The 26,425-nt window shown below is 55.6% G+C and carries 19 protein-coding genes and 2 riboswitches; of the genes, 7 read left to right on the top strand and 12 right to left on the bottom strand.

The window, feature by feature from the left end; genetic code table 11:
* Window positions 1–93: 93 nt before the first annotated feature.
* The 6 genes from GH656_RS01410 to GH656_RS01385 all read right to left on the bottom strand — a co-directional run bounded on the left by GH656_RS01410 (window position 94) and on the right by GH656_RS01385 (window position 10,282).
* The gene (locus GH656_RS01410; RefSeq protein ID WP_174769670.1) at window positions 94–3,699 is read right to left on the bottom strand and encodes a calcium-binding protein; all 3,606 of its coding nucleotides are present in this window, start codon (window positions 3,697–3,699) and stop codon (window positions 94–96) included.
* A 739-nt stretch (window positions 3,700–4,438) separates the two neighbouring features.
* The gene (locus GH656_RS01405; protein WP_153074251.1) at window positions 4,439–4,975 is read right to left on the bottom strand and encodes a hypothetical protein; all 537 of its coding nucleotides are present in this window, start codon (window positions 4,973–4,975) and stop codon (window positions 4,439–4,441) included.
* Between the two features lie 1,262 nt (window positions 4,976–6,237).
* The gene (locus GH656_RS01400; protein WP_153074250.1) at window positions 6,238–6,603 is read right to left on the bottom strand and encodes a hypothetical protein; all 366 of its coding nucleotides are present in this window, start codon (window positions 6,601–6,603) and stop codon (window positions 6,238–6,240) included.
* Complete coding sequence (locus GH656_RS01395) at window positions 6,600–7,037, bottom strand: hypothetical protein (RefSeq protein WP_153074249.1); 438 nt, start codon at window positions 7,035–7,037, stop codon at window positions 6,600–6,602. Before GH656_RS01395 ends, GH656_RS01400 begins: the two co-directional genes overlap by 4 nt.
* Window positions 7,025–7,585 (bottom strand): hypothetical protein, encoded by a 561-nt coding sequence (locus GH656_RS01390; protein WP_153074248.1) that lies wholly within the window; start codon window positions 7,583–7,585, stop codon window positions 7,025–7,027. Before GH656_RS01390 ends, GH656_RS01395 begins: the two co-directional genes overlap by 13 nt.
* Window positions 7,586–8,182: 597 nt before the next feature.
* Window positions 8,183–10,282, bottom strand: a complete 2,100-nt coding sequence (locus GH656_RS01385; protein WP_153074247.1) for a UvrD-helicase domain-containing protein — start codon at window positions 10,280–10,282, stop codon at window positions 8,183–8,185.
* Window positions 10,283–10,667: 385 nt separating this feature from the next.
* Here GH656_RS01385 and GH656_RS01380 point away from each other — a divergent pair, with 385 nt between their 5' ends.
* The 7 genes from GH656_RS01380 to GH656_RS01350 all read left to right on the top strand — a co-directional run bounded on the left by GH656_RS01380 (window position 10,668) and on the right by GH656_RS01350 (window position 21,553).
* Window positions 10,668–11,729, top strand: a complete 1,062-nt coding sequence (locus GH656_RS01380) for an oxidoreductase (protein WP_153074246.1) — start codon at window positions 10,668–10,670, stop codon at window positions 11,727–11,729.
* A 184-nt stretch (window positions 11,730–11,913) separates the two neighbouring features.
* Window positions 11,914–12,016, top strand: a riboswitch (glycine riboswitch).
* A gap of 44 nt (window positions 12,017–12,060) precedes the next feature.
* Window positions 12,061–12,185, top strand: a riboswitch (glycine riboswitch).
* Window positions 12,186–12,268: 83 nt separating this feature from the next.
* Window positions 12,269–13,387 (top strand): glycine cleavage system aminomethyltransferase GcvT, encoded by a 1,119-nt coding sequence (gcvT, locus tag GH656_RS01375; RefSeq protein ID WP_153074245.1) that lies wholly within the window; start codon window positions 12,269–12,271, stop codon window positions 13,385–13,387.
* A gap of 104 nt (window positions 13,388–13,491) precedes the next feature.
* Window positions 13,492–13,872, top strand: a complete 381-nt coding sequence (gcvH, locus tag GH656_RS01370; protein WP_153074244.1) for a glycine cleavage system protein GcvH — start codon at window positions 13,492–13,494, stop codon at window positions 13,870–13,872.
* A gap of 116 nt (window positions 13,873–13,988) precedes the next feature.
* A complete protein-coding gene (gene gcvP, locus GH656_RS01365; RefSeq protein WP_153074243.1) occupies window positions 13,989–16,946 on the top strand; it encodes an aminomethyl-transferring glycine dehydrogenase in 2,958 nt (985 codons plus the stop codon).
* 276 nt (window positions 16,947–17,222) lie between these two features.
* The gene (locus tag GH656_RS01360; protein WP_425495870.1) at window positions 17,223–18,224 is read left to right on the top strand and encodes an alginate lyase family protein; all 1,002 of its coding nucleotides are present in this window, start codon (window positions 17,223–17,225) and stop codon (window positions 18,222–18,224) included.
* Window positions 18,225–18,253: 29 nt separating this feature from the next.
* The gene (locus GH656_RS01355) at window positions 18,254–19,642 is read left to right on the top strand and encodes an L-serine ammonia-lyase (protein ID WP_153074241.1); all 1,389 of its coding nucleotides are present in this window, start codon (window positions 18,254–18,256) and stop codon (window positions 19,640–19,642) included.
* Window positions 19,643–19,828: 186 nt separating this feature from the next.
* Window positions 19,829–21,553, top strand: a complete 1,725-nt coding sequence (locus GH656_RS01350; protein ID WP_153076507.1) for a thiamine pyrophosphate-binding protein — start codon at window positions 19,829–19,831, stop codon at window positions 21,551–21,553.
* A 112-nt stretch (window positions 21,554–21,665) separates the two neighbouring features.
* Here the strand turns inward: GH656_RS01350 and GH656_RS01345 are convergent, their stop codons facing one another.
* The 6 genes from GH656_RS01345 to GH656_RS01320 all read right to left on the bottom strand — a co-directional run bounded on the left by GH656_RS01345 (window position 21,666) and on the right by GH656_RS01320 (window position 26,399).
* Complete coding sequence (locus GH656_RS01345) at window positions 21,666–22,157, bottom strand: hypothetical protein (protein WP_153074240.1); 492 nt, start codon at window positions 22,155–22,157, stop codon at window positions 21,666–21,668.
* Between the two features lie 233 nt (window positions 22,158–22,390).
* The gene (locus GH656_RS01340) at window positions 22,391–22,879 is read right to left on the bottom strand and encodes a hypothetical protein (protein WP_153074239.1); all 489 of its coding nucleotides are present in this window, start codon (window positions 22,877–22,879) and stop codon (window positions 22,391–22,393) included.
* Window positions 22,880–23,207: 328 nt separating this feature from the next.
* Window positions 23,208–23,678 carry a hypothetical protein gene (locus tag GH656_RS01335; protein ID WP_153074238.1) on the bottom strand — a complete coding sequence of 157 codons (471 nt, stop codon included), beginning with the start codon at window positions 23,676–23,678 and terminating at the stop codon, window positions 23,208–23,210.
* 237 nt (window positions 23,679–23,915) lie between these two features.
* The gene (locus GH656_RS01330; protein ID WP_153074237.1) at window positions 23,916–24,365 is read right to left on the bottom strand and encodes a hypothetical protein; all 450 of its coding nucleotides are present in this window, start codon (window positions 24,363–24,365) and stop codon (window positions 23,916–23,918) included.
* An 86-nt stretch (window positions 24,366–24,451) separates the two neighbouring features.
* Window positions 24,452–24,826 (bottom strand): hypothetical protein, encoded by a 375-nt coding sequence (locus GH656_RS01325; RefSeq protein WP_153074236.1) that lies wholly within the window; start codon window positions 24,824–24,826, stop codon window positions 24,452–24,454.
* Between the two features lie 424 nt (window positions 24,827–25,250).
* Window positions 25,251–26,399: a branched-chain amino acid ABC transporter substrate-binding protein gene (locus GH656_RS01320; RefSeq protein ID WP_153074235.1), complete on the bottom strand. Its 1,149-nt coding sequence runs from the start codon at window positions 26,397–26,399 to the stop codon at window positions 25,251–25,253.
* Window positions 26,400–26,425 lie beyond the last annotated feature (26 nt).

The following is a 26,425-nucleotide window of genomic DNA, read 5'->3' as shown; positions in this document are numbered from 1 at the left end:
TGAACTAATTCATATAAACGCCGGATACGTGCGGAACGATGCCCACCGTATCCGGTGTAAAGAACTCGCCTGCTTTGGTTGTCTGTGATTGCGTTAGCTGATATTCGATGCGATCAACGGTGGTGCAAAGAGCGCTGTTTCGCGCGGTTGTTCGCGGGTGGTAGTGGCAGCCGATGGCGTGGCATACGCGCGCAATAGTCCCTGACACATGGCTTCGGCGTCTCTTTCAATTTTGCTGTAGGCCGGTAGAACGGGGGACTTGGGTAAGGCGTCGGCGGCGGCTTCGGCAATCCCCGACGACTTGCGCGAACTCCACGGCAGCGGTGCAGTGCCGTCGGCATAAAACGATTCTTCGCCTGCGCGCTTCCCGCCTGCCGCGTAGTACTTCTTCCACATGTGGCCAATCGGATCGTGCAGGTGCGCGTTCTCTCCTGCAGCCCAACCCATCAGGCTTCTGATTTGCGGCGTGCGTGCGGATTTCTCGGCGATTGTCTGTTTGTCCCAGATCGTGCCGTCCGCGAAGACGAACTGTTCGATGCCTTTGACGTACTCGTCGTTGTGCTGGACCAGTTGATCGATGATTCTGAGTTCGGTATGCGAGCCGTCAATCTTGATCACGATGTTGCTGGTGTATAGCTCGCGGCTGACGGTGAGGTCCTGCGGACGGATGTCGGCGTCGAAGCGCACCACGTCGATGTAGCGCTTGTCGAAGTCGTAGCCTTCTTCAATCGTGTTATGGCCTGAGCGGCGGCCGTGGAGGTAGGTGTCGTTGCCTGCGCCGCCTGCGAGGGTGTTGGTGCCGGAGCCACCGTCGAGGGTGTCGTCGCCGTTGAAGCCGATTAAGAGGTCGTCACCTGGGGTGCTTTTTAGCGTCATTAACGCGACTTCGTTCTTGCTCCAGGTTGTGCCGTTGGCGAACTTGAATTGTTCGATGGCTTTGATGAACTCCTCGCGGTGTTGATCTAACTGGTCCTTGATACGCAGCACGTTTGTTGCGCCTTTGATCGTTATCAGCAGGTCCTTGCTTTCACCGTCGCGCTTCACCATCACATCTTCTGGCAGGACGTCAGTGTCGAACTGCACGACGTCGTTGTAGCGTTTGTCGAAGTCATATTCTTCGCCAATGACGTCGTTGCCCGAGTTGCGGCCGAACAGGTAGGTGTCGCTGCCGTTGCCGCCATAGAGACGATCGTTGCCTGCACCGCCATCCATCAGATCGTCGCCGTTGAAGCCTATGAGAAGGTCGTCACCTGGGGTGCCTTGTAGCGTCATCAACGCGACTTCGTCCTTGCTCCAGGTTGTGCCGTTGGCGAACTTGAATTGCTCAATGGCTTTGATGAACTCCTCGCGGTGTTGCTGTAACTGGTCCTTGATGCGCAGCACGTTTGTTGCGCCTTTGATCGTTACCAGCAGGTCGTTGCTCTCGCCGTCGCGCTTCACCATCACGTCTTCTGGCAGGACGTCAGTGTCGAACTGAACGACGTCGTTGTAGCGTTTGTCGAAGTCATATTCTTCGCCAATGACGTCGTTGCCCGAGTTACGGCCGAACAGGTAGGTGTCGCTGCCGTTGCCGCCATAGAGACGGTCGTTGCCTGCGCCTCCGTCCATTAGATCGTCGCCGTTGAAGCCTATGAGAAGGTCGTCACCTGAGGTGCCTTGTAGCGTCATCAGCGCGATTTCGTCCTTGCTCCAGATCGTGCCGTTGGCGAACTTGAATTGCTCGATGGCTTTGTAGAACGTCTGACCAAGCTGCCGTAACTGCTCGCTGATACGCAACACGTTTGCCGAACCCCTGATCGTTACCAGCAGATCGTCAGTGCTGCCATCCCGCTTTACCGTCACGTCCTCGGGCAGAACATCTGCATCGAATTGAACAACGTCTTTGTCCCTGTCGCTGAAATCGTAGTCTTCAAAGAGGGTGTCGTTGCCCGAGTTACGGCCGAACAGGTAAGTGTCGCTGCCGTTGAAGCCATAAATCACATCATTGCCTGAGGTGCTTTTTAGCGTCATCAGCGCGACTTCATCCTTGCTCCAGATCGTGCCATTAGCGAACTTGAATTGCTCAATGGCTTTGATGAATTTCTCGCCAGACTGGTACAGCTGATCCTTGATACGCAGCACATTCGTCGCACCCCTGATCGTTACCAGCAGATCGTTACTGTAACCATCCCGCTTCACCATCACGTCTTCAGGAAGCACATCCGCATCGAAGTTCAGTACATCGACGTCGTCTTCATAGAGGTCATGTTCATCATTGATCGTGTCGTTGCCCGAGTTGCGGCCAAAGAAATACTGATCGCTGCCCGTTCCGCCGTTCAGCTTTTCATCGCCGCTAGTGCCCAGCAACAAGTCATCACCCGCGCCACCCGTCAATCGGGTGCTGCCTGCGATGCCCAGCAGAAGATCCGCGCCAGCCCCACCCTCGACGTCGCCCGCGCCGTAATGCACACCCACCGCCGCCAACGCGGCACGCAGCGCCGCCGAATCATGCGCGGCGACGTAGCGCTGTAAATGCGCTTCCAGCGCGAAACCGTTCGCCCGCCAGCCCTCACCGTGCTGCCGGATCAATTCGGTCATCAGCAGCGCCGTTTCTATCGTGCCGACGCGCCCGGATGCTGTCTGCAACAACGCCACCATCCCGCTGAAATCCATGCTGACCCGGCCGTTTGCGTCAAACCGGTAACGGATCGCATCCAGATACGGCTTCCACGTGGTCTGCGAGGCCACTGCCACGTACACCGAGTGCACCAGCGTTTCCCATGCCCGCTGGATCTGCCGGAAACGCTGGGGGCTCAGTATCACGACGCCGTCACCGCGCGCGTCCAGCATCGTGCCCGCCATCTTTTCCAGCACCGTCAGACGGCCTGCCCATTCTCGCGTAGCGTTTTCACCCACCAGCCGGCGCTGGCCAGCCGCTTCCATCGTTTGCGTGGTCGTCATGCTTGACGTCGCCACCCACGCCTTCAATAGCGACTCGATCAGCGCATGCTGTTCAGTCGTGGTTTTTACTGCGGCCACCTGCCGGAGCAGCGTGCGCAGTGCCGCGCCCTCAGCCGTCTCCATACTCGCCGCCTGCCACAGGTCGCGCACATTGCCCGCCCCGTTGATGTCTGGTAACGCAGTCACGTCGCCGCGTAACGCAATCGTCGTGTCGAACTTTTGATGCAGCGTGTCCTGGCCAAACCATACTTCGAGCATTTCTCGTTCGGTATGTTTGCCATCTACGATCTGTATGAAGCTGCCTTTGCCGCGCACCATGTTGCCGTTTTCCAGCGTGCGGATGGTGCCGTCCTTGCTTAAGCGGATTTCGACGATGCCTGACTGGTCTAGTGTCAGCAGTTCGCCCTGCTGGGTCATGCCGTCGCTGTTGCCGTCGCGCCAGATTTTTAGTGAAGACCAGATCGCATCGTGGCGGTCGATCACGCCGTCTTTATTGCTGTCGTATTCGCGTAGCGCGTCGAAACCGTTGGCGGCGAGCATGCCGTTGGCGAGTTTGGTGAAGTTGCTGAAGAGTTCCGCGCCGGTGTCGATGGCGCCGTTGTTGTTGCGGTCAAGGACGAGAAAACCGTCGCCGGTGGTGATCCAGCCGGTGTGGGTGCGGCTGCCCTCGCCTGCGAAGTCGAAATGGGCGCTGGACTGGTCCACGCCGGTGGTGTGGATGCCGTCGCCGTTTAGATCGAGGATTAGGGGGTCGATCATGCCCAAGCTAGGGACGAGAATTTTGAAGAAATCGGTGATGCTTTGGAGCGGACCAACCAAGGCATTCCAAATCTGCCGGCCAAGATATGCACCCACTGCCGAACCAGCGATAGCGCCTACTGCGCCACCAATTGCTACCACTATGGCAAGCGGTACACCCGCAAGAGATACGCCCAACCCAGTCGCCAAGGCAGTACCAAACACAGCAAAAAGACTAGCTCCCGCAGATGCCGCAGGAAACGAACCAACGATACTTCCAATTGTTTCTGCAACCTTTCCCCAATCACCAGTTCGCCGGGCATTTTTAATGTCTGTCCCTAGCGTAATACCATCAACCAGCATTCCAACACGATTCAATGCGGCGCGAGCTACTGCTGCCCTCATACCAATAGCGAGCGCTCGACCATGATTTTCAATCGCTTCCCGTCCACGAACACGTAGCGTGATCACGCTGTCCAGAACCGTTTTCGCAACCTGTATAACAATTAGCCGCTCTTCTTTTGTGGAAGCTCGATGAGCTATATCAAGCAGCCTGCGACCAAAGTCGTCGGCTGTGCCCAACATTTTTCGCCCCAAGACTTCATATTCGCCCGCAGTAATATTTTTATCTTTCACTATACGATCATATATTTGATCCAATCCAGCACTTGCAGCCGTCCAAATATCCGAAAAGTTTTCTCCAATAAATGAAATTACTCCATCTGAAATAGTTATATCCACTACACCATTCGAATCAGATTTATTTGCGTCCATGGAAAAAACTCCTTAGGTAACAATGTAAAACAAGAAAAATTCCCAACCATGTCATCCAGCACGCCACAAATACTCCACCAGACAATAACGCGAGGGCAACTCTATATTTCAACGCAAGAATCAGCCATTTTCCAGCACCGACATTCAATGGCGAGCCTGAAGTTCCAGCCAAAAATAAAAGCACCCCCAAAATTATAAAAGGGTACACTTTTAATTCTCGCCCAGATTTTCCGATTCGCTCACGGACCTTTCCATCTCTAACATAAAAAACATACATGACCACAGCTCCAATCATGCTGCTCCAATATGCACTACTCAAACCAAGAGTCAAAGCAAAGGGAAACTCGGTTAACATTGAGTAAGCTTTAATTACCGGAACAATTTGACCCACAGTATAAAGCTGTCGTGCCAACAGGTCATTAGGCATCCGATCCGGGGATAAAAGAGAGAAAAAAATTGGTATTGAAACAAAAAAGCTAAAATTGAATTTCCAGAAATTTTTTTGACTTATTTTAAAATTCACAAAAACACCTCTCACATTTATACTTTGATTAAATGCTCCAATAAAACTGGCAAATTGAGAGTTGGCATATTGTACCCATGCACAAACTCAAAGCCCTATGACATCCAGCACCGCTTTTAAAGAAATGCCGATAATTTCTGTGGAATTATTTGCCACATTATCCACAATAGCATTCAAGCCTTCTTGTGTTAAAACTGTCACTTTTTATTTTCCGAGTCAAAAAAATAAAACCTCCCTACCGAAATAAGTATCGCCCAAACCATGTATTTCCACCAAAATACCCCGGCACACCTATGGCTATACCCAACCGACTAGATGTGACTAGACGCAAAGCTCCTGATGCAAGTGGCGGCTGCGCAATGCACCAAGCCCCTGCCACAAAAGCACACATATACATGACGGCAAAAAATTTTTTGCTTTTCCCTACTCGGATATAAATTCAGTGTCAATTGGCTCTTTATATCTTCAGAAACATTAAATATTCCAGCAAAAAATCCAAGGCATATGGCTGGACCATAAGTTATTGCTACCGTACAAGGATAATTGCTCTGCATACCAAATATCCAAACAATCGGAATAGATCTAAAAAATCGACATGCTCTATTAGCTGAGCTATCGCCATCACTTATGTTAGCAGGAGATGCGGTAGCGACAATAATCAACTAGGCCGATTTTATATTAAAAATATTCCGTGCAAATTCGATGCGAAAAACCGGCTTTATTACCCAATATATTTTATGTTGATCCACATCCCCTCCAAATACAGAGTCAAATTTCTCCACATCCCCCAAAAATCTCCAGGAGGAATATTTTTCCTTTAGCCACAACAAATCTTATAGCCGACACAAATTGCGCTTTTGAGTGAACAACAAATCTCAATCCTTGCCTACTCCCTCCGCCCCTCAAGAATCGTAATTCTTACACGAAAAATTCACCATCCAAACAATTAAATTCGTTATTGACACAATTTTACAATTGGCGAATTTTTCAAAAATCGTCTGATATCTTTATCTCTATGATTTTATTTAAAAAATACATCTCAATATTTTAAGCATAAGAATTATCTTATCGGCGTAATAACATTTGAATTATGCATTTTGCATACAAACCTCTGGCGCAACGACTATCGCTTTTAGCAAAACAGGCAGAGTTTGATTCCAGCTTATGTCTTGCCCGGGCAGTCCGTCGAGACATCCGCCGCGCATCGTGCGCTGCTTGTTTCTCACCCCGTCAAACGGCTTGTTCAATCGGATGAAGCGGCTTCAGTCTGCAGCCGGTACTAACCCGCATCCAGAACCCTCAGCCGTCTCCATACTCGCCGCCTGCCACAGGTCGCGCACATTGCCCGCCCCGTTGATGTCTGGTAACGCAGTCACATCGTCGCGTAACGCAATCGTCGTGTCGAATTTTTGATGCAGCGTGTCCTGGCCAAACCATACTTCGAGCATTTCTCGTTCGGTATGTTTGCCATCTACGATCTGTATGAAGCTGCCTTTGCCGCGCACCATGTTGCCGTTTTCCAGCGTGCGGATGGTGCTGTCCTTGCTTAAGCGGATTTCGACGATGCCTGGCTGGTCTAGTGCCAGCAGTTCGCCCTGCTCAACTAGTTGACCAACTGACTCGCTCAACCTAATGCCGCACGGGCCGCAGCTGCACGTGTCAGCGAAATTACCGATTCGGCATGCTTCGCATACGCTCCACTACCCCCACTATTCAGTCTCGCAATCCCTTCACGCATTGATTCCGCTGTATACCGGAGTATTGTCCGGACCTTCTCCGATTTGGCCTGATTCGCTATTACAACAATCCTCTGCTGATATTTCTCCATGGCAGATGCCATTTTTTGCCCAAGAGCGTCATATTCCATTTTTGCGACTATCTCCCCCCGGGTCACTCGCAATAGAACTTCATCCGCCCCACCACTAACAGAGTCCCATATCGTACCCACGGTATCATTCCGCAGAAATTCAATAGCCGCCCTAATATCACTATCAGAAACTAAAACTGGAGTGCGATTATTCGTATCCCCCGTCAAAAACGCCTCATCTGTTATCGTTGCCATATGCATCTCCTTGCATAATATTCGATTGCATAAAAAAACATAACCGACGCTATCAAATTAACATACAACCACCCTCCTGATATCAGCGCCAAACAAATTCTTGACTTCGTCGTCAACCCAAACAACCAATAAATCGATTTATTTACATCATCCTTGTCCAAAAAAAATCCTGCCAATATCACAGTCAAAACAATCCCTGACCACCTCGCTCTCGAATCAAATTTAGTAGCCCTCTCTTTCATTACCGGATTAATCGTACTAGTCAGATAAATTAAAAAACCTCCTCCCCACCCAAGCCAAAATGCAGCGCCATAGCTAACAAGCAACGCAAATGGAAATGATGTTCGTCTTGAATATTCTTCAATTCGGGGAAACATCAATCCCATTTCCGATAGCCAGCTCGCCAAACTGCCACCCGGAATTTCATCAGGGAAAAATAATGCGGCCACAATAATTAAAAACAATGAGAACCAGCCCACTTTCAAAAACATCTCTCGATAAAACTCGAGGGGCTTCTCCCTTATTTTCATTAGCTCACTGAATTTCACAAAACACCTCACCAGAACATGGAAATACTTACACCCAACAAGAAGATTTTCCAGTCACCAAAGACCAAGCCACCCAGAAAATTACTCTATCATCCGAAGCACATCTATTTGACGCATGCAAAAACCCTACACGCGGCGAAGTCACTTAACGTCGCCACAGATATTTCCTTACGCAACAATCAAACACCAAAATAAATCCAGCGAAGCCAGTAAATTTATAAAATAAACTCCACCGGAAAATATTCCCAACATGACCTTCTATTTCGCCATCATAGAAAACATCCAAAAAACACCCCCCACCAAAAACAACACCCCCCAAACCCTTACCGCGCAATCATATTCAAAACACCCATCCCGATATACACCCGCATAAAAATTACTCCACAAACAAAACACCATTCACATAATGCATACAGCCTAAAAAAAGCAATGCGCAACGACCTCGCCGATATCAAAACAAAAGCGTTTTAATACCGGCAAGCGTCTTACCAGGAGGGAGAGAAGGAGGAGGAAAGGAGGAAAGAAAACCCATCAAACAACACCGCGCACCGCATTGCTGTTTTCCAATGCGCGGCTAATACCGTCTTTATCGGCCACTCAAGGCTTCTGCAACAACGCCTTCAAACTGGCTAACCGGTCTTTGGGCGACATCGGTGCTTCATCAGCGGTGGGGGGTGGTGCGTCATCCAGACCCATCTCGGGAATAAACCGGGACGGCTCGCACACGACGGTCTCGCGCGCCCGTTTGCGTTTCTTGCACCAGTTCACATGCAAGCTGCGCTGCGCCCGTGTAATGGCGACATACATCAGCCGCCGTTCTTCTTCGATGCGTGCGTCATCAACGGGGGCGTCATCCGAGCCGCCACGGTGCGGCATGATCCCTTCTTCAATACCCACTAAAAACACGTGCGGATATTCGAGCCCTTTCGATGCGTGCACGGTCGAAAGCCTGACGGCGTCGGGATCTTCTTCCTTACCTTCGAGCATCGACATCAGCGCCACGGTCTGAATCAGTCCGAGCAGGTTCTTGCCGGTGTCCGCCAGGCCGTCGGCATTGTCAAAGCCGGTCGCTTCATTGCCTTCTTCGGCATCGGATAGCGCTGCCTCGGGTTTAGTCCCTTTGCGTTTGAGCCACTCCAGAAACTCCAGCACGTTTTGCCATTTCGACTGCGCCTGGCGTTCGTCAAAGGCGTCGTAGAGATATGCCTCGTAATGAATCGCGTCCATCAGGTCGTTCAGCACGGTGGTCGCGGCGTCTTTGTCGGCGCGCTCGGTCAGGCGCTGCATGAAGTCGCAAAAGATGCGCAGTGGCTCAACCTGGCGTGCAGAAAGCCGGGCTTCAATGCCGCCCATATACACCGCTTCAAACAGCGAAACCTTTGCCTGGCCAGCGAACGAGCCAAGTGCTTCAAGTGTGGTATTGCCAATGCCCCGGCGTGGCGTGGTGATCGCGCGGATAAAGGCGGGGTCGTCGTCGGCGTTCGCTATCAGCCGCAAATACGCGCAGATGTCCTTGATCTCCGCACGGTCGAAAAACGATTGGCCGCCGGACAGCACATAAGGAATGCGCTCGCGGCGCAGCACTTGTTCAAAGATGCGGGCCTGAAAATTGCCGCGGTAAAGAATCGCGTAATCGCGGAACTGGGCGCGTCGCTCGAACTTGTGGGCGGAGAGGCGGAACACGACGGATTCGGCTTCGTGTTCTTCGTCGTTGCAGGGGGTGACGGTGATGCTGTCGCCCATGCCGTGTTCGGACCAGAGTTTCTTTTCGAAGAGCTTGGGGTTGTTCGCAATCACGTTGTTCGCGGCGCTGAGGATGCGCACCGTCGAACGATAGTTCTGTTCGAGTTTAACGATGTGCAGCTTCGGAAAATCTTTGCCTAGCTGGGCGAGGTTTTCTAGCGTCGCGCCGCGCCAGCCGTAGATCGCCTGGTCGTCGTCGCCTACGGCGGTAAAGGCTGCGCGGGGTCCGGCCAGTAGCTTGAGCAATTCGTACTGGCAGGTATTGGTGTCCTGGTACTCGTCGATCAGCAGGTAGCGCAGCCGGTTTTGCCAGCGTTCGCGCACGGCTTCGTTTTGCGCGAAGAGTTCAGCGGGCAGCCGGATCAGGTCGTCGAAATCCACCGCCTGGTACGCATGCAGGGTCGCCACGTAGTTGCGATAGACGATTGCGGCCTGGTGTTCGTCTTCGTTAGCCGCGATTTTCATCGCTTCGTCGGGCAGCACGAGGCCGTTTTTCCACAGCGAAATGATCGACTGGATCTTGCGGATCAGGCCTTTGTCGGTGGTGCCGATCTGCTCCTGGATCATGCCGAAGCAGTCGTCGGAATCCATGATCGAGAACTGTGGCTTAAGGCTGAGATGTTCGGCTTCCTGACGCAAAATCTGCACGCCGAGTGAGTGGAAGGTGCACACCGTCAGCTGATTCACGGGCACCTTGCGGCCTTCCTTACCGGGTGTGGTCAGGGTTTTGCCTTCGAGCAGCTTGCCGATGCGTTCGCGCATTTCTGCGGCGGCCTTGTTGGTGAAGGTCACGGCGGCAATGTGACGAGGCTCGAAACCGCGCGCTTCAATCAAGTGCGCGATCTTTTGCGTAATCACGCGGGTCTTGCCGCTGCCAGCGCCGGCTAATACCAGGCATGGGCCATCGAGATAACGCACCGCTTCGTTTTGAGCGGCATTCAGGCCTGCGGACATCGTTTGTCTTGATTCGGAAGTAATGAGGGAATGGAGTGGCGACGGGTGGGTGCGTTACCGCCTGGTCCGGCTGAAGCGCCGGATCGGTGCCGCATCTGAAACTAAAACTAAAACTGAGCGGACCAGCGGCTCGCGCTATGCCAGCGAAGCCGCTCTAAAACAGCACCGGCAGCACAAAAAACACCGCGCTGACCAGCGCGCAGCGGGCGATGTTAACACGGATAACGGGGCATTCTGGCCTCATGCAAACAGGGTTCAATCGCCTTTCTCCGCCCGTGGCGGCGGGCTGCGTGACACAATGGCGCGCCTCGCTCGGCGTCCCCTGGCGCGGCAGTTTTTCTCAACGAAATCAATTTGGTCAACGCCATTCAACGGGAGAAAGCGCATGTCGTCACCGCTCAAAGCAGGGCTGCTGGGCTATGGATTTGCTGGGGCGACATTTCATGCGCCGGTGCTGGCGCACAGTGGCCGCACCACGTTGACGGCTATCGCTACGGGTCAACCGGAACGTGCCCGCGCGGCTTATCCGCAGGCGGCGATCGTGCCTGATCTGGAGGCGCTGCTGGCACGCGATGAAATCGACTGCGTGGTGCTCGCTACGCCCAACGACACGCATTTCGCGCTGGCTCGGCAGGTGCTCGAAGCGGGCAAGCATGTGGTGGTCGACAAACCCGTCACGCTAAGCGCGGCTGAGGCGCTGGCGCTTGCCACGCTGGCGCAGCAGCGTGGGCTGCTCTTCGCGCCATTTCACAACCGGCGCTGGGATGGCGATTTCCTGACGGTGCAGGACGTGCTGGCCAGTGGCGTGCTGGGGCGGCTGACGCATTTCGAATCGCATTTCGACCGGTTCCGCCCATTAATCAGGCCGCGCTGGCGTGAAGAGGCTTCGCGGGGTGGTGGTCTGCTGTTTGATCTGGGGCCGCATCTGCTGGACCAGGCGCTAGCGCTATTCGGCCCGCCTGCGACGCTCAGTGCATCGGTCAAAGCTTGGCGCGATCATGCGCAAGCGCCGGATTATCTCCATCTGCAACTGGGTTATCCGGACTTCGAGGTGCTGTTGCATGCCAGCGCGTTAACCGCGTTGCTCGCACCGCGCTTCACGCTGCATGGCACGCGTGGCAGCTATCTCAAGTACGGCCTGGATACGCAGGAAGATCAACTGAAAGTGGGCCTGCATCCAGGGCTGCCAGGGTTTGGCGAGGGCAATCTGGCGGGACGCCTGCGGGTGCTCGAAGGCAAGCCTGGCGCGGAAACCGAGGTCGAGCGTGAGTGGCCGACTCATCCTGGTGCCTACGTCACGTTTTATCGCGCGCTCGCGGCGACGCTTCAGGACGGTGCGCCGTTCCCAATCAGCGCGCGTGATGCGGTCGATGTGATGAGCCTGATTGAGCTAGCCCAGCGCAGCGAAAACGAAGGCAGACGTCTGCCGTTCGAACGGCTGGTTTAAAGCAAGCGGATTTAAAACAAGCGACTCCAGTCATGCCACTCATCTGAACGGCTGAAAGGCCACTTCAAGCGCTTGGCAACGCTCGCGCTGAAGCGCTTTTGCACCTTGCCCAAGGCATTTTCAAGATTGACCTGATTGCCGTGAAAGCACCATTTGACAAGCCTTTTGGGCTGGCGTACATTCGCCGCACGCGTCGGGAGAGCGTGCTGGCCGCAGTCATTTTTATGGGCCACACCGCCGAAGGGGCACACCCAAAAACTCTCAGGCAAAAGGACCGGCCGCGTCGAAAATCCCTCTGGTCACCCGTTCATCCGGTTACATCAGTCCCGGTTTTTCGCACTCTGGAGAGCGGCAGTAGCCATCGGTTTTCCCGGCAGGCTGCCCACCGAAGGGGCGCGCGTTTTACCGCATCGCGGTCAGCGCAATCTCTCAGGTATCGAGGACAGAGGGGCCCATGCCACGCCCTGCTTGCCCGGCCACGCGCCGTGTGATCGCGCCATGCATGGTCTTCCCTGTTACGCGTCACCCCTGAGGCCCCGATGACTGAACTCAAACACACCCCGCTGCATGCCACGCATCGCGCGCTCAACGCGCGCATGGTCGATTTTGGCGGCTGGGACATGCCGGTCAATTACGGCTCGCAAATTGACGAGCATCGCGCTGTGCGCACCGATGCAGGCATGTTCGACGTCTCGCACATGTGTGTGGTCGATTTCACTGGCACCCGGGTGCGCGCGTTCTTCGATTACGCACTGGCCAATCACGTCGCCAAGCTGCAAACACCAGGACGGGCGCTGTATTCATGTCTGCTCAATCCTGAAGGCGGGGTAATCGACGATCTGATCGTGTATTACTTCGGCGAAGATCACTTCCGCCTGGTGGTCAATGCGGGCACCGCTGAAAAAGACCTCGCCTGGTTTAATCATCTGAATGCGGATGGCGGCTTCGAGCTGACCATCACGCCGCGCCGCGATTACGCGATCCTCGCGGTTCAGGGCCCCAACGCCCGCGACAAAGTCTGGCAGGCCATTCCTGATGCCCGCACCGCCACCGAACCCCTCAAGCCCTTTTATGCCGCGCGCGTCAACAGCGCAGCGTTTGGCGAACTCACGCTCGCGCGCACCGGATACACCGGCGAGGACGGTTTCGAAATCATCGTCCCGGCCACTCAAGTGGTTGCGTTATGGCAGGCGCTGCACGTTGAGGGCGTGCGGCCAGCGGGCCTTGGCGCGCGCGATACGTTGCGGCTTGAGGCGGGCATGAATCTCTACGGCCAGGATATGGACGACAGCGTGTCGCCACTCGATGCGGGCCTCGCATGGACCGTCGATCTCACCACGCCGCGCCACTTCGTGGGCCGTGAGCGGCTGGAAGCGGATGGCAGCCGCGCCGCCTTTGTCGGTCTGATTCTGCAAAAGGAAAACGGTAAAGCGGCTGGCGTGCTGCGAGCGCATCAAAAAGTGCTGACGCCCCACGGCGCTGGCGAAATCACCAGCGGCACATTCTCGCCAACGATGCAGGAATCCATCGCGTTCGCTCGCGTGCCAAAACAAGTTCAGCCCGGCGACTTAATCCAGGTGCAGATCCGCGACAAGGCACTGCCTGCGCGCGTAGTTAAACTGCCGTTCGTGCGCCACGGCAAGGTGCTCGCCACCTGACTCAGCGCGCGCCTGATGCGCGTCCGGGCTCGCGTCATGCATCCACATCACGCTGACACGCCGTGCCGCATTCCCCTCCCCATTACTTTGCACAGGAGCATCACATGAGCATTCCGGCCGATCTGAAATACACCGAGTCCCACGAATGGGTTCGCACCGAAGCCGATGGCACGCTGACCATCGGCATCACCGATCACGCGCAGGAAGCGCTGGGCGATATCGTCTTTCTTGAAGTGCAAGCCCTGGGCAAAACCGTGACAGCGGGCGATACCGTTGCGGTGATCGAGTCGGTCAAAGCTGCCTCCGATATCTACGCGCCAGTGTCGGGCGAAATCATCGAAGCCAATAACGCAGTAACCGAAACGCCTGACAGCGTGAATAACACGCCTTACGAAAGCTGGCTGTTCAAGATCAAGCCTGCCGCTGGGGCCTCGCTTGAACGCCTGATTGACGCTGCGGCGTACACCAAGGCTATCGGCGCGTAACGCGCTGTCACCCCCGCGCCCGTTTCAACCGACAGGTGCGGCGCGCGTCAAACCATACCTCCCAGGTCTGCCAGGCCTGCCTGATTTGACGCGCGCCGCACCGCCAGGAACACATCATGAAGCTCGAACACCCGGATCAACTGATGAATCGCACGCCTGTCTCCCTGGCCACGCTCGAAGTGCATGACGCCTTCGCGGAGCGCCACATTGGCCCGGACGCCACCGGCCAGCAAGCCATGCTCGACACACTCGGCTTCGCCTCGCGCGCCGCGCTGATCGACGCTGTGATTCCCCAGGCCATTCGCCGCCACGAAGCATTGCCGCTTGGGCCCTTTGCCCAGCCTAAAAGCGAAGCCGAAGCGCTCGCGGCGCTGCGCGAACTGGCGGACCAGAACCAGGTGTTCCGCTCCTACATCGGCCAGGGTTATTACAACGCGCACACGCCTGCGGTGATCTTGCGCAATGTGCTCGAAAACCCCGCCTGGTACACCGCATACACGCCCTACCAGCCAGAAATCTCACAAGGCCGGCTCGAAGCATTGCTGAACTTTCAGCAGATGATCGTTGACCTGACTGGCCTGTCGATCTCCAATGCGTCGCTGCTCGACGAAGCCACCGCTGCCGCTGAGGCGATGACCCTGCTGCAGCGTGTCGGCCAGCCCAAATCGAACGTGTTCTACGTCGCTGATGACGTGCTGCCGCAAACCCTCGAAGTGCTGCAAACCCGCGCTCGCCCAGTCGGTATCGAGATCGTCACGGGCCCTGCTGAAGCTGCTGCCAGCGCCAACGCGTTTGGCGTGCTGCTGCAATACCCGGGGGTGTTTGGCGACGTGCGCGATTACCGTGCGCTGACCGATGCAATCCATGCCGCAGGTGGCCACGTAGTGGTGGCCGCCGACTTGCTGGCCCTCACCTTGCTCACGCCGCCAGGCGAATGGGGTGCAGACGTGGCTGTGGGCAACACCCAGCGCTTCGGCGTGCCGGTGGGCTTTGGCGGCCCGCACGCGGCGTATCTGGCGGTGCGTGATGCATTCAAGCGCCAGATGCCAGGGCGGCTGGTGGGTGTCACGGTCGATGCGCAAGGCAACCCGGCACTGCGCCTCGCGCTGCAAACCCGCGAACAACATATCCGCCGCGAAAAGGCGACGTCGAATGTCTGCACCGCGCAAGCGCTGCTGGCGATCATGGCCAGCATGTATGCGGTCTATCACGGCCCGAACGGCCTCAAGACCATCGCGCAACGCACCCACCGCATGGCCGCGTTGCTCGCAGCAGGGGCAAAACAACTGGGCTATGCGCTGCTCAACGAAACCTTCTTCGATACCTTGACCTTCGAAACCGGTGCGCGCACCGAAGCGCTGCACACCGCCGCGCTGGCGCACCGGATCAACCTGCGCCGCATCAGCAGCACGCGCGCTGGGCTGTCGCTAGACGAAACCACCACACGGGGGGACCTCACTGCATTGCTCGCGGTATTCGCCCAGGCAGCGGGCGCAGCAGAGGTGCCCTCCATCACTGAGCTCGACGCCCAGCTCAGCGCCAGCGACGCCAGCAACATGAACGGCGGCAGCCACGCCATCCCCGCTGCGCTGGTGCGCAGCAGCGCGTATCTGACGCATCCGGTATTCAATCGCCATCACTCTGAAACCGGCATGCTGCGTTATCTGCGCAGCCTCTCCGACAAAGATCTGGCGCTCGACCGCTCGATGATTCCGCTCGGCTCGTGCACGATGAAGCTCAACGCTACCTCGGAGATGTTGCCAGTCACCTGGCCTGAGTTCGGCCAGATCCATCCGTTTGCGCCCGCCGCGCAAACCCTCGGCTACCGCACGATGATCGACCAGCTTGAACAGATGCTGGTCGCAGCCACCGGCTATGCCGCCGTGTCGTTGCAGCCCAATGCGGGCTCGCAGGGCGAATATGCTGGCCTGCTCATCATTCATGCGTATCACGCGGCGCGTGGCGAAGGCCATCGCAACGTCTGCCTGATTCCCGCCTCCGCGCACGGCACCAATCCAGCTTCGGCACAAATGGCTGGGATGCAGGTGGTGGTGGTGGCGTGCGACGCCAATGGCAACGTCGATCTCGATGACCTGAAGGCCAAAGCCGCACAGCATGCCAGCCAGCTCGCGGCCATCATGATTACGTATCCATCGACGCACGGCGTGTTCGAACAGAACGTGCGCGAGATTTGCGACGTAGTGCATGCGCATGGCGGCCAGGTGTACGTCGATGGCGCAAACATGAACGCGATGGTCGGGCTTACCGCGCCAGGGCAATTCGGCGGCGATGTATCGCATCTGAATCTGCACAAAACCTTTTGTATTCCACACGGCGGTGGCGGCCCAGGCGTTGGCCCCGTGGCAGTCGGCCCGCATCTGGCGCAGTTCCTGCCGAACCAGGCATCGAGCGGCTATGAACGCGCGCCGCAAGGCATTGGCGCAGTGTCAGCCGCGCCGTATGGCTCAGCGTCGATCCTGCCCATCTCGTGGATGTACATCGCCATGATGGGCGCGAAAAATCTCACCGCGGCCACCGAGATCGCCATCCTCAATGCGAACTACGTCGCGCAGCAACTCGCGCCGCACTATCCGGTGCTCTACGCAGGGCCAGGCGGGCTGGTCGCGCACGAGTGCATTCTCGATTTGCGCCAGATCAAGGAAAGCAGCGGTATTAGCGTCGATGACGTCGCCAAGCGCTTGATGGATTACGGTTTTCACGCGCCGACGATGAGCTTCCCGGTGCCTGGCACGCTGATGGTCGAGCCCACCGAATCCGAATCGAAAGAAGAGCTGGACCGTTTTATCGAAGCCATGATCTCGATCCGCAACGAGATCCGCGCGATTGAAGCAGGCACAGCCGACCGTGAAGACAATCCGCTCAAGCACGCACCGCACACCGCCGCAGTCGTCGTGGCGGATAGCTGGACGCATGCGTATGGGCGAGAAACAGCGGCCTATCCGCTGCCCGCACTGGTCGGCAGAAAATACTGGCCGCCGGTAGGCCGCGCCGACAACGTGTATGGCGACCGCAATCTTTTCTGTGCCTGCGTGCCAATGGCGGACTACACCTGAGGTCTTCATCACGCTCACACCCGTGCCGCTAAATTGAGCGGCACGGGGTTGCGCAGGGTGCCCATGCAACCGGCTAACATCTCACACCGAATCAGCCCAACCGAGAAACAGCGCATGGCGCGAAAGGTGCGAATGATGCAAGGCCCAACCCTGATCCCCATCCCAATCTCCTCACTCAACTTGATTCAGCGCTACTGCAACACGCTGGCCCGTCCGGCTGGTCTGGCGCTCACTGCCGCAGCGCTGCTGCTGGCCACGTCCCAGGCTGGAGCCGCGATGAATTTTTGCGCGGCTCCAGCGCTGCAAACCAGCGAGCGCACCAATGCTGACCCCGGCGTAAAAGCACTCGTCAGCAACGTGCAAGCGCACCTCAACGACGCACCACGAGCCGTGGCCCGGCTGCATACGCAAGGCTTGCTGCCCCATGAGCGGATGTATGACCAGAGCGTCGAGGCCGAACAAGACCTTGATTTGCTGCGCGATGCCGCGCTCGCATGGCGCGCGACCAGTGACGAACGCTATCTGGCACTGGTTGACCGATTGCTGTTCGCTTGGGTCACCACGTATCAGCCATCGTTCAATCCTGTCGACGAAACTCATTTCGATGGCCTGATCCTTGCCTACGACATGACCGCAAGCGCATTGCCCGTCAAAACACGCAATGCGGCAATGACGTTTCTCAGCAAGCTGGCCAGCGGCTATATCGCGCAAATCGACGCGCAGCCACGCCCGCTCACCGGCACCTGGCGCAACAACTGGCAAAGCCATCGCATCAAGCTGATCTCGATGGCAGCGTTCACGCTGGATAACCGCAAGATGATTAATGCGGCGCAGCGCCTGTTCACTGAACATATCGGCGACAACATCGCGCCGGATGGCGCCACCGTCGATTTCACCGAACGCGATTCGCTGCGCTATGTCACCTACGATCTTCAACCGCTAGTCATGGCAGCGCTCGCGGCACGGCGGCATAACCGCAACTGGCTGCCGCTGAGCACCGCCAGCGGCGCATCGTTGGCCGATGCGCTGAACTGGCTCACGCCCTATGCCCTCGGCACGAAAAGCCACGATGAATTCGTCCACTCCTCCCTGCCGCTGGACACCCAGCGCCGTGAGGCCGGCTTGCCTGGTTACACCGGGCCGTGGGAGCCGAAAAATGCAACTGAACTGTTTTATCTCGCCGCGCGGTTAGAGGGGCGCTACACGCCCATCGCACTGCGTCTGGCACCTGCGCCGCCTGCATGGCTCGCGGTGTGCCTGCCGTTTACCGCGCGTTAATTTCCCTTTGCTTTTTTGCAGGAACCGTTATGGCAGTCAGTGTGTTCGACCTTTTCAAAATCGGCATCGGCCCGTCCAGCTCGCATACGGTCGGACCGATGCGTGCTGCGCTGATGTTCGTCCAGGGGCTCGAACGTGATGGGCTGCTCGCGGCCACCGCCAGTGTCAAGGCGGGGCTGTACGGCTCGCTCGGTGCCACCGGCAAGGGCCATGGCACGGATCGTGGCGTGATGCTCGGCCTGCTCGGCGAAGCACCTGATAGCGTCGACCCGGACACCATCAATGCCAAGCTCGCAGCAATCCTGGCTCAACGTCAGCTGTCCTTGCTGGGCATGCATCCGGTGCCCTTCGTCGTCAAGGAGCACATCGGCTTCTATCGCCAGGCGCTAGCCGATCATCCCAACAGCATGAAGCTGCACGCGTTCGACGCCCAGGGCGAGACGCTGCGTGTCACCACTTATCTGTCAGTCGGCGGCGGTTTTATCGTGACGGCAGGTGCGCCCAATACCAAGGTGCTCGATGCGGTGAATCACCTGCCCCATCCGTTTTGCAGCGGCGATGAACTGCTGGCGCTGTGTCATTCAACCGGCAAAAGCATCGCGCAACTAATGTGGGAAAACGAGCGGGTCTGGCATAGCGAAGAAGAAACCCGCAGCGGGCTGCTGCAGATCTGGGAAGTCATGCAATCGTGTGTCGCGCGTGGCTGCGGCATCGGCAACCCCGACGCCGATGGCACGCTGCCGGGCCCGTTTCAGGTGAAGCGCCGCGCGCCGCAGTTGTACCGCGCGCTGCTTGGCAACCCGGAAGGCGCATTGCGTGATCCGCTGTCGATGATCGACTGGATCAACCTGTATGCGATTGCCGTCAATGAAGAAAACGCCGCAGGCGGGCGGGTCGTGACAGCGCCCACCAACGGCGCGGCCGGCATCATTCCGGCGGTGCTGCATTACTACACCCGCTTCATGCCAGGCGCGACCTCACAAGGCGTGATCGACTTCCTGATGACCGCCGCCGCGATTGGCATTCTGTACAAGCTCAACGCGTCGATCTCCGGTGCGGAGGTGGGTTGTCAGGGCGAGGTGGGTGTGGCCTGCTCCATGGCAGCAGGCGGACTTGCCGCCGTTATGGGTGGCACACCGAAGCAAGTCGAAAACGCCGCTGAAATCGGCATGGAACACAACCTCGGCCTGACCTGCGATCCGGTCGGCGGCATGGTGCAGATCCCCTGTATCGAGCGCAACGCGATGGCCTCGGTCAAAGCAGTCAACGCCGCACGGATGGCGCTGCGCGGCGACGGCAGCCACTACGTCTCGCTCGATTCCGTCATCAAGACCATGCGCCAGACCGGCGCGGACATGAAAACCAAGTACAAGGAAACCTCGCGCGGTGGGCTCGCGGTAAACATCGTCGAGTGCTGACGTGTTGCAACGCTGACGCGTGCCAGGTACGTCCGGGTATGTCCAGGTGTGTCCGGGCGTTCAAACACCCGCCGCACCATGGGCCATGTGACCATGACACGCGCAGCACACGCAACCATGCACCACCCGCTAGCCAGCCGTCCGGGAACCCACATCGACATCGCTATTCACGGAGACCGTTTCGCCATGCCGCAGCTCAACGATTCCATTAGCACTAGCACTCCCACCCCTACCACCGGCGCACGACTGCTTGTCGATGCGCTGCTGACGCATGGCGTCGAACGCGTGTTCTGCGTGCCAGGCGAGAGCTTTCTTGCCGCGCTCGATGCGTTGCATGACGAGACCGCGCGCATCCAGACCATCGTGTGCCGTCATGAAGCAGCGGCCGCCAACATGGCGGAAGCCACCGGCAAGTTGACCGGCCGCCCCGGCATCGCATTCGTCACACGTGGGCCGGGAGCGACGCACGCGTCAATTGGCGTACATACGGCGTTTCAGGATTCGACGCCGATGATTCTGCTCATCGGCCAATGCGCGCGCGACCATCTCGACCGTGAGGCTTTCCAGGAGATCGACTATCGCCGCATGTTCGGCCAGATGGCGAAATGGGTCGCGCAGATCGACGATCCGCGCCGCGTGCCCGAGTATCTGAGCCATGCATTTCACGCAGCGACCTCCGGGCGGCCTGGCCCGGTCGTGCTATCGCTGCCGGAAGACATGCTGAGTGATCCATGCCCAGCCGTGCCAGGCGCACCGGCTTACCAGCGCGTCGCGGCCGCGCCAGCCAACGCGCAGATCGAGCGGCTGCAACAACTTCTCGAACAAGCTCAGCGGCCAATGGTGATTGCGGGCGGCAGCGGCTGGACACCCGAGGCCAGCGCCAACCTGCAACGCTTCATCGAGCACTGGCAGTTGCCGCTGGGGCTCGCGTTTCGCTTTCAGGACACGCTCGATAACGAACATCCGAACTACGCCGGTGACGTTGGCGTTGGCATCAATCCCGCGCTGGCACAGCGTATCGGCCAGGCTGACCTGCTACTGGCACTCGGCCCGCGGCTCGGCGAAGCGACCACAGCGGGGTACACGCTGTTCGGCATTCCAAAGATGAAGCAAACGCTGGTGCACGTGCATCAGGGCGCGGAAGAACTAGGACGGGTCTATGCCGCAGACCTGCCGATTGTCTCGGGCATGCCGGAGATCGCGGAGCGTCTCGCCGCGCTCCGTCCGTCAACGCCCCCCGTCTGGGCAGGCCACGCTGACGAAGCCCATGGCGCCTATCTTGAGTGGCGCACGCCACGACCGATTCCGGGCGAGGTCCAGCTTGGCGAGATCATCCAGCAGCTACGCGCGCGGCTGCCACTGGACGCTATCGTGACCAACGGCGCGGGCAACTACGCGACCTGGCTGCACCGGCATTTTTCCTATCGCCATTTCCGCTCCCAACTCGCGCCAACCAGCGGCGCGATGGGCTACGGCGTGCCCGCAGCCATCGCCGCGAAAGCCCAGCATCCCCAGCGGATGGTGGTGGCACTGGCTGGTGACGGCTGCTTCATGATGGCGGGCCAGGAACTCGCCACGGCCATGCAATATGGCCTGGCGGTGCTGTTGATCGTGGTGAACAACGGCCACTTTGGCACCATCCGGATGCATCAGGAGCGGCATTATCCAGGGCGCGTGCATGGCACCGGACTGACTAATCCCGACTTCGCCGCGTTTGCCCGCTCGTTTGGCGCGCATGGCGAAACGGTGGAGCATACGGCTGAATTCCTGCCCGCCTTTGAGCGCGCAGTCGCAGCTCAACGCCCGGCGCTGATTGAGATTCGCCTGCCCCAGGAAGCGAGCACGCCAGCGGCCACGCTTGAACAGGTGCGTGAACAGGGACGCAAAATGCGCGCAGCGGCTGGACGCTAAAGCGGGCACGAGCACGATTGCGGGTATCCCGCTGTTAAAAAAGCCGTAGGTGATTCATCGAGATGAATCACCTACGGCTTTTTTAAATTGTTTGTTTATCGAAATATAAAAATCAGGCCTCAGGTTCAAGCGGCATATTTTCTAAATCTCTTGTCCCAGAGAGATAATTTTTAACCAAAACCATGCTCCCCCCAAAAATAGAACACACCCCAAAACCAATTCCCACACCACCCAGATTCATCATCCATTTCAAAGGCGCACTCAGACATGCAGCATCATCAGCCTCACTCGATTCGCTCCACGAAAGAGATGATGCGGAAGAAGCCGAGGAAGCGTCAGATGTGCATGGAGCGGCCCTGGAAATTAAAATTTTGTCTGCTATCAGGGTAGCGATACCGGAAATAAATAAAAATGCACCAAAAGATATTATTACCATTGCAGCTTTAGGCTTACCCGGATTGCGCATTTGCCTAACATTTCTTGCTTCATTATTGACGATTAAGTTTCCGCCGGGCTCATTATCCTGAAGTCGGACACCCGGCTCTCCATTAGCATTTGTAGAGAACGTTACACTTATAGTTGCACTTCCATTGCCCACTACCACAATTTTCTCTCCTGATATTTTTTATTTGAACCCCTTGGCAAGCTAAATTTGCCAGACAACTACTGTCTCACCAAATATGGCGCATACGGGAGTCGTCATCACCATCAGCCGTGAATTCCGCGCCTACTAAAGAAAACGAGATTCATTTTATAAAATATATCGCTTGCAATACAAAAAGCCGCGCGCTATTCGTTATGTATGAATATGCACGCGACCCAGCTTATTACGATGTTTTAAACATTACTTTCATTGATTGAAATATTTTTTCCATCCGATTTCTCACCAGCCCTTAAATTTACAACATCACCGCTACCACTGGGAGCTTTATCCTTAATGATCAACGGCGTTTTTTCGTCAATATTCAACATCCTTGCGATACTGCTACATGCAGTCCATACACCACCTACAACTACTAACCCCATACCGACAAGCAACCCTGCCATCCCAGCTTCGAAAAAGGCTACTGGATGTTCGCTTAAAATATTATCTGTACCAGAAGCTCTATAATTGTCTTCCAATCCTCCGACGATCAGCATTTCAGTCGCGGATAGCAAGGAAAGAGCCACCCCCCCAATACTCATCTTAGCCGCACCACTCACACGACCTGTTCCCTCTGGAGAACCTTGAGAAATCTTTTTACCTCCCCAGCACCCAGTTGAATTCTGACTGATTTTCGGTTTAACCTGAGGTACACCTTGTTGACTGCCGACTCTGTTTACCATGAAAAAATCTCCCGATTATTAAATAATATAATGATATTTTTAACAACAAAATTTCTCGTTTCCCGGCAGCATATCCAGACAGCACTACGCCCTCTATTTTCATTCACAGCATCACAATCTGCTACAGACCGCACTACCCAGGCCATTTAAGTAACAACGCTCAACAAAACGTTCCTTTCCTGCGACGCCAATAATTACCTGCTTCCAGCATGAAATTAAATATCCCAAAACATACAAGCAACAGAAATCCATCACGCCGATTTTAGTATTTTCACGTGTTTTATATAACAATACCGCTTATTTTTTTACGTTAAAAAGAACTTCCATACTACTCACTCAACAAATCATCCTCCGAATCGCTATCTAACATTTCCCCATCGAATATCCCAAAATCTCTATTTTCGCCATTGCTATCAATATTGGGCTGCGCCAATTCACCATCTTTCTGCTGCCCCGCTGCATTACCACCAGACCACAGCAGACATTGATGCATAAGAAAAATCGTACTTGTGAGAAGGATAACTACGGCCGTGATTTCTAAACGGTAACGCTGAAATTCATCCGAATTTTTATGATTCTGGCCGGGCTCATTAGAACTGGCAAAAACCCTGCTCGCCACAGCAATCGCTAAAGTTGTTACACCAAGGCCCACGCCGCCAAGGCCTATTGCAATGGGCAGGTGGGAGGCTTTATTTTCTTTCGGCTTATCCAGGGAATATTGATTTTTATTGCCCTGACCAGCGACCCCGAATTTATTATCTCCCTGACCACGCGCTGCATTTGTTCTATTAGAAATCACGCTTATCCTTTAAAAATTTTAATTATTTAAATCTCTCAGGCACCGCCCAAAAAAACAAACAATCTTCTGCAAAGAAGTTAAATCACCAAAGCAACGTATTCCATTGATTCATTTCAATACGGCACCAGCAGCGTTCATCCTAAGTAACCCGCTCCCAAAAAACGTTCCACATCGCAAAATTTTATGAACACCCGCGGTGCCGCTACAACAGATCAGATAATCCTCCTACGCTTCTAGCTATACATTGCTGCCACGCAGGAAAAATTTTTTCTGAATTTCCTGCTGCAGGCAAGACTCCAGACAACCCTTCAAGAACCAAAGCGCTAATGGAATGCACCCCGAGATTGCCATTCCAATAGCGGCCACTTTGATCGCCATAAAATGGCCGCCCATAATCGTATTCATGCAATCCTTCACATTTTCGCCATCAAGCCCCTGGCAATCCATTTTCGCACGCTCTGCGTAAACATCCAGGCAGATCCCAATTACCGTGATGGCAAAAAGCGGAATCAATACGCAACAGGCCCTTGCCAAAGTTGCAGGTGCAACCACCTTTCTCTCCTTTGGCTCGCCACTTTCCGTCAACAATGAACTGGTTTCTGTCATACCAGAATTAATCAACAAATTATCATCGTTAAATTCAATATCCTGCATCAAAATGGTATCTTTACCAGCAACAGCACTCATAATCCCTCCGCCCACCTAAAACAAAACATATTCAAAATTAAAAAACACATCCATCCGCTGAAAAACCCAGCGCCGCCATTACGGAGTTAATTATTCAAATCACCGCTTGTCATATAGCGATCGTAGCCTTGCTTCACTAAAAGCCAAAAACCCGCCATGAACGAAACCATCCCTACCGCCCCAACCATTTTAAAAGAACCTGCCGCAGCCTGATTCAAACATGCACGCTGCTCATCCGGATCAACCATCGAGCATTGCCGCGTTTTAAACGCACACCAGATATTCACTGTCACACCTAATGCCATTAAACCAGCGCCAGCCAAAACTGCTCTTTGTGATTTTGACAACGTAAAATCAATACTCCACGAACGCCCTTCTTTTTTTATAAGTGGAGAATTTTCAGTTACCGGCGGATTATTTTTTGAAACGTTTAAAACGCCATCTTTATTTGCAACAAGCATTACAACTCCATCAAATCACCAACATAAAATTCACTGAATTTACTAATATATTTATCTATACCAGCGGCACGTCCTGGCGTAAAACCTTAAATCAGCATCTGCTTTTACCTATTACCAAAGTTACTTTTAGTAACAATTCGCAAAAAATCGTTCCGCAACGATTATCTGGCCAGCGGCCGAAGTCAAACATCCCTCTTTTGCACTTGATATAACCAGCGCCCCTTCTATCGAGATCACATCTCATACGCACAGCCCCCCCCTCAACAAGCCACGTACCCAGAAAACAAAAACCCCCGCCAGCAGCACCAGGCCACTGACGGGGGTTTCCAGACAGACCAAAACAAACCAAAACCAGCTTCCAGCGACGCGCTCGCGCCAAGTCAAAACACTCAAACGCAGCGCGCCAGCAGCCTGAATGGCTGGCTTACTTGCCGCCCACGCTTTGCAGCGTTGTCCACTTGCCATCCACGACCTTGTACAGCGTGATGCCACCGTGCTTCAGGTCACCCTTGGCGTCATACGACAGATGCGTCGACGTCACCGAAGGCATATCCGTCTTGGCAAGGAACGGCAGGTACTTGGCCGGATCCGTCGAGTTCGCTTTCTTCATCGCGTCGAACAGCGCCATCGCACCGTCATACGAATACGGCGAATACGTCTGCACGTCCTCATTGAAACGCTTCTTGTACTTCGCTACGTAGGCTTTGCCACCAGGCATTTCGTCGAGCGGCAGGCCTGCCAGCGAAGCCACCGTGCCATTCGCCGCATCCCCGGCGATCTTCAGGAAGGTCGGCGTCTTCACCATTTCGCCGCCCATCAGCGGTGCCTTCACACCCAGCGTCTTCATCTGACGCACCATGGGTGCCGCTTGCGAATCCGCGCCACCGTAATAGATCAGATCAGGGTTCACGGCCTTCAGCTTGGTCAAGATCGCCTTGAAGTCGACGGCCTTGTCATTGGTGAATTCACGGTCGACGATAGTGCCGCCTGCCGCTTTCGCCGCTTTTTCGAACTGGTCAGCCAAACCCTGGCCGTAAGCGGTGCGGTCATCGACAATCGCAATCTTCTTCATTCCCAGGTTTTTCACCGCGAACGTGCCTGCCACCGCACCTTGCTGGGTGTCGGAAGTCATCATGCGAAACGTGGTCTTGAAGCCTTGCTGGGTGTATTCCGGCGCTGTCGCCATCGCCAGTTGCGGAATGCCTGCATTGGCGTAAATGCGTGAAGCCGGAATCGTCGTACCCGAATTGAAGTGGCCCAGCATGCCCTTGATGCCGTCATCCACCAGCTTTTGCGCCACCGTCGTGCCCGTGCGTGGGTCAGCCTGGTCGTCGGCTGAATTCAGCACGAAGCGCACCGTCTTGCCGCCGATCACTGGCTTGGTGGCATTCATGTCTTCAACCGCCAGCACGATGCCGTTCTGGAAGTCTTTGCCGTAATGCGCCTGGGCACCCGTCAGTGGGCCAGCCACGCCAATCTTGACGTCTTCGGCCTGCTGCGCATGTGCTGCGCCCGACAACGACAACATGGCGGCCAGCGTAGCGCCGGCGAGCTTTTTCATTGTGTGCTGCATGGTTTCTCTCCTTGATGCCAGTTTTA

Source organism: Paraburkholderia bonniea (assembly GCF_009455625.1).
Taxonomy (GTDB): domain Bacteria; phylum Pseudomonadota; class Gammaproteobacteria; order Burkholderiales; family Burkholderiaceae; genus Paraburkholderia; species Paraburkholderia bonniea.
The sequence above is the reverse complement of the archived record's forward strand: the minus strand, read 5'-3'. Positions and strand labels throughout refer to the sequence as shown.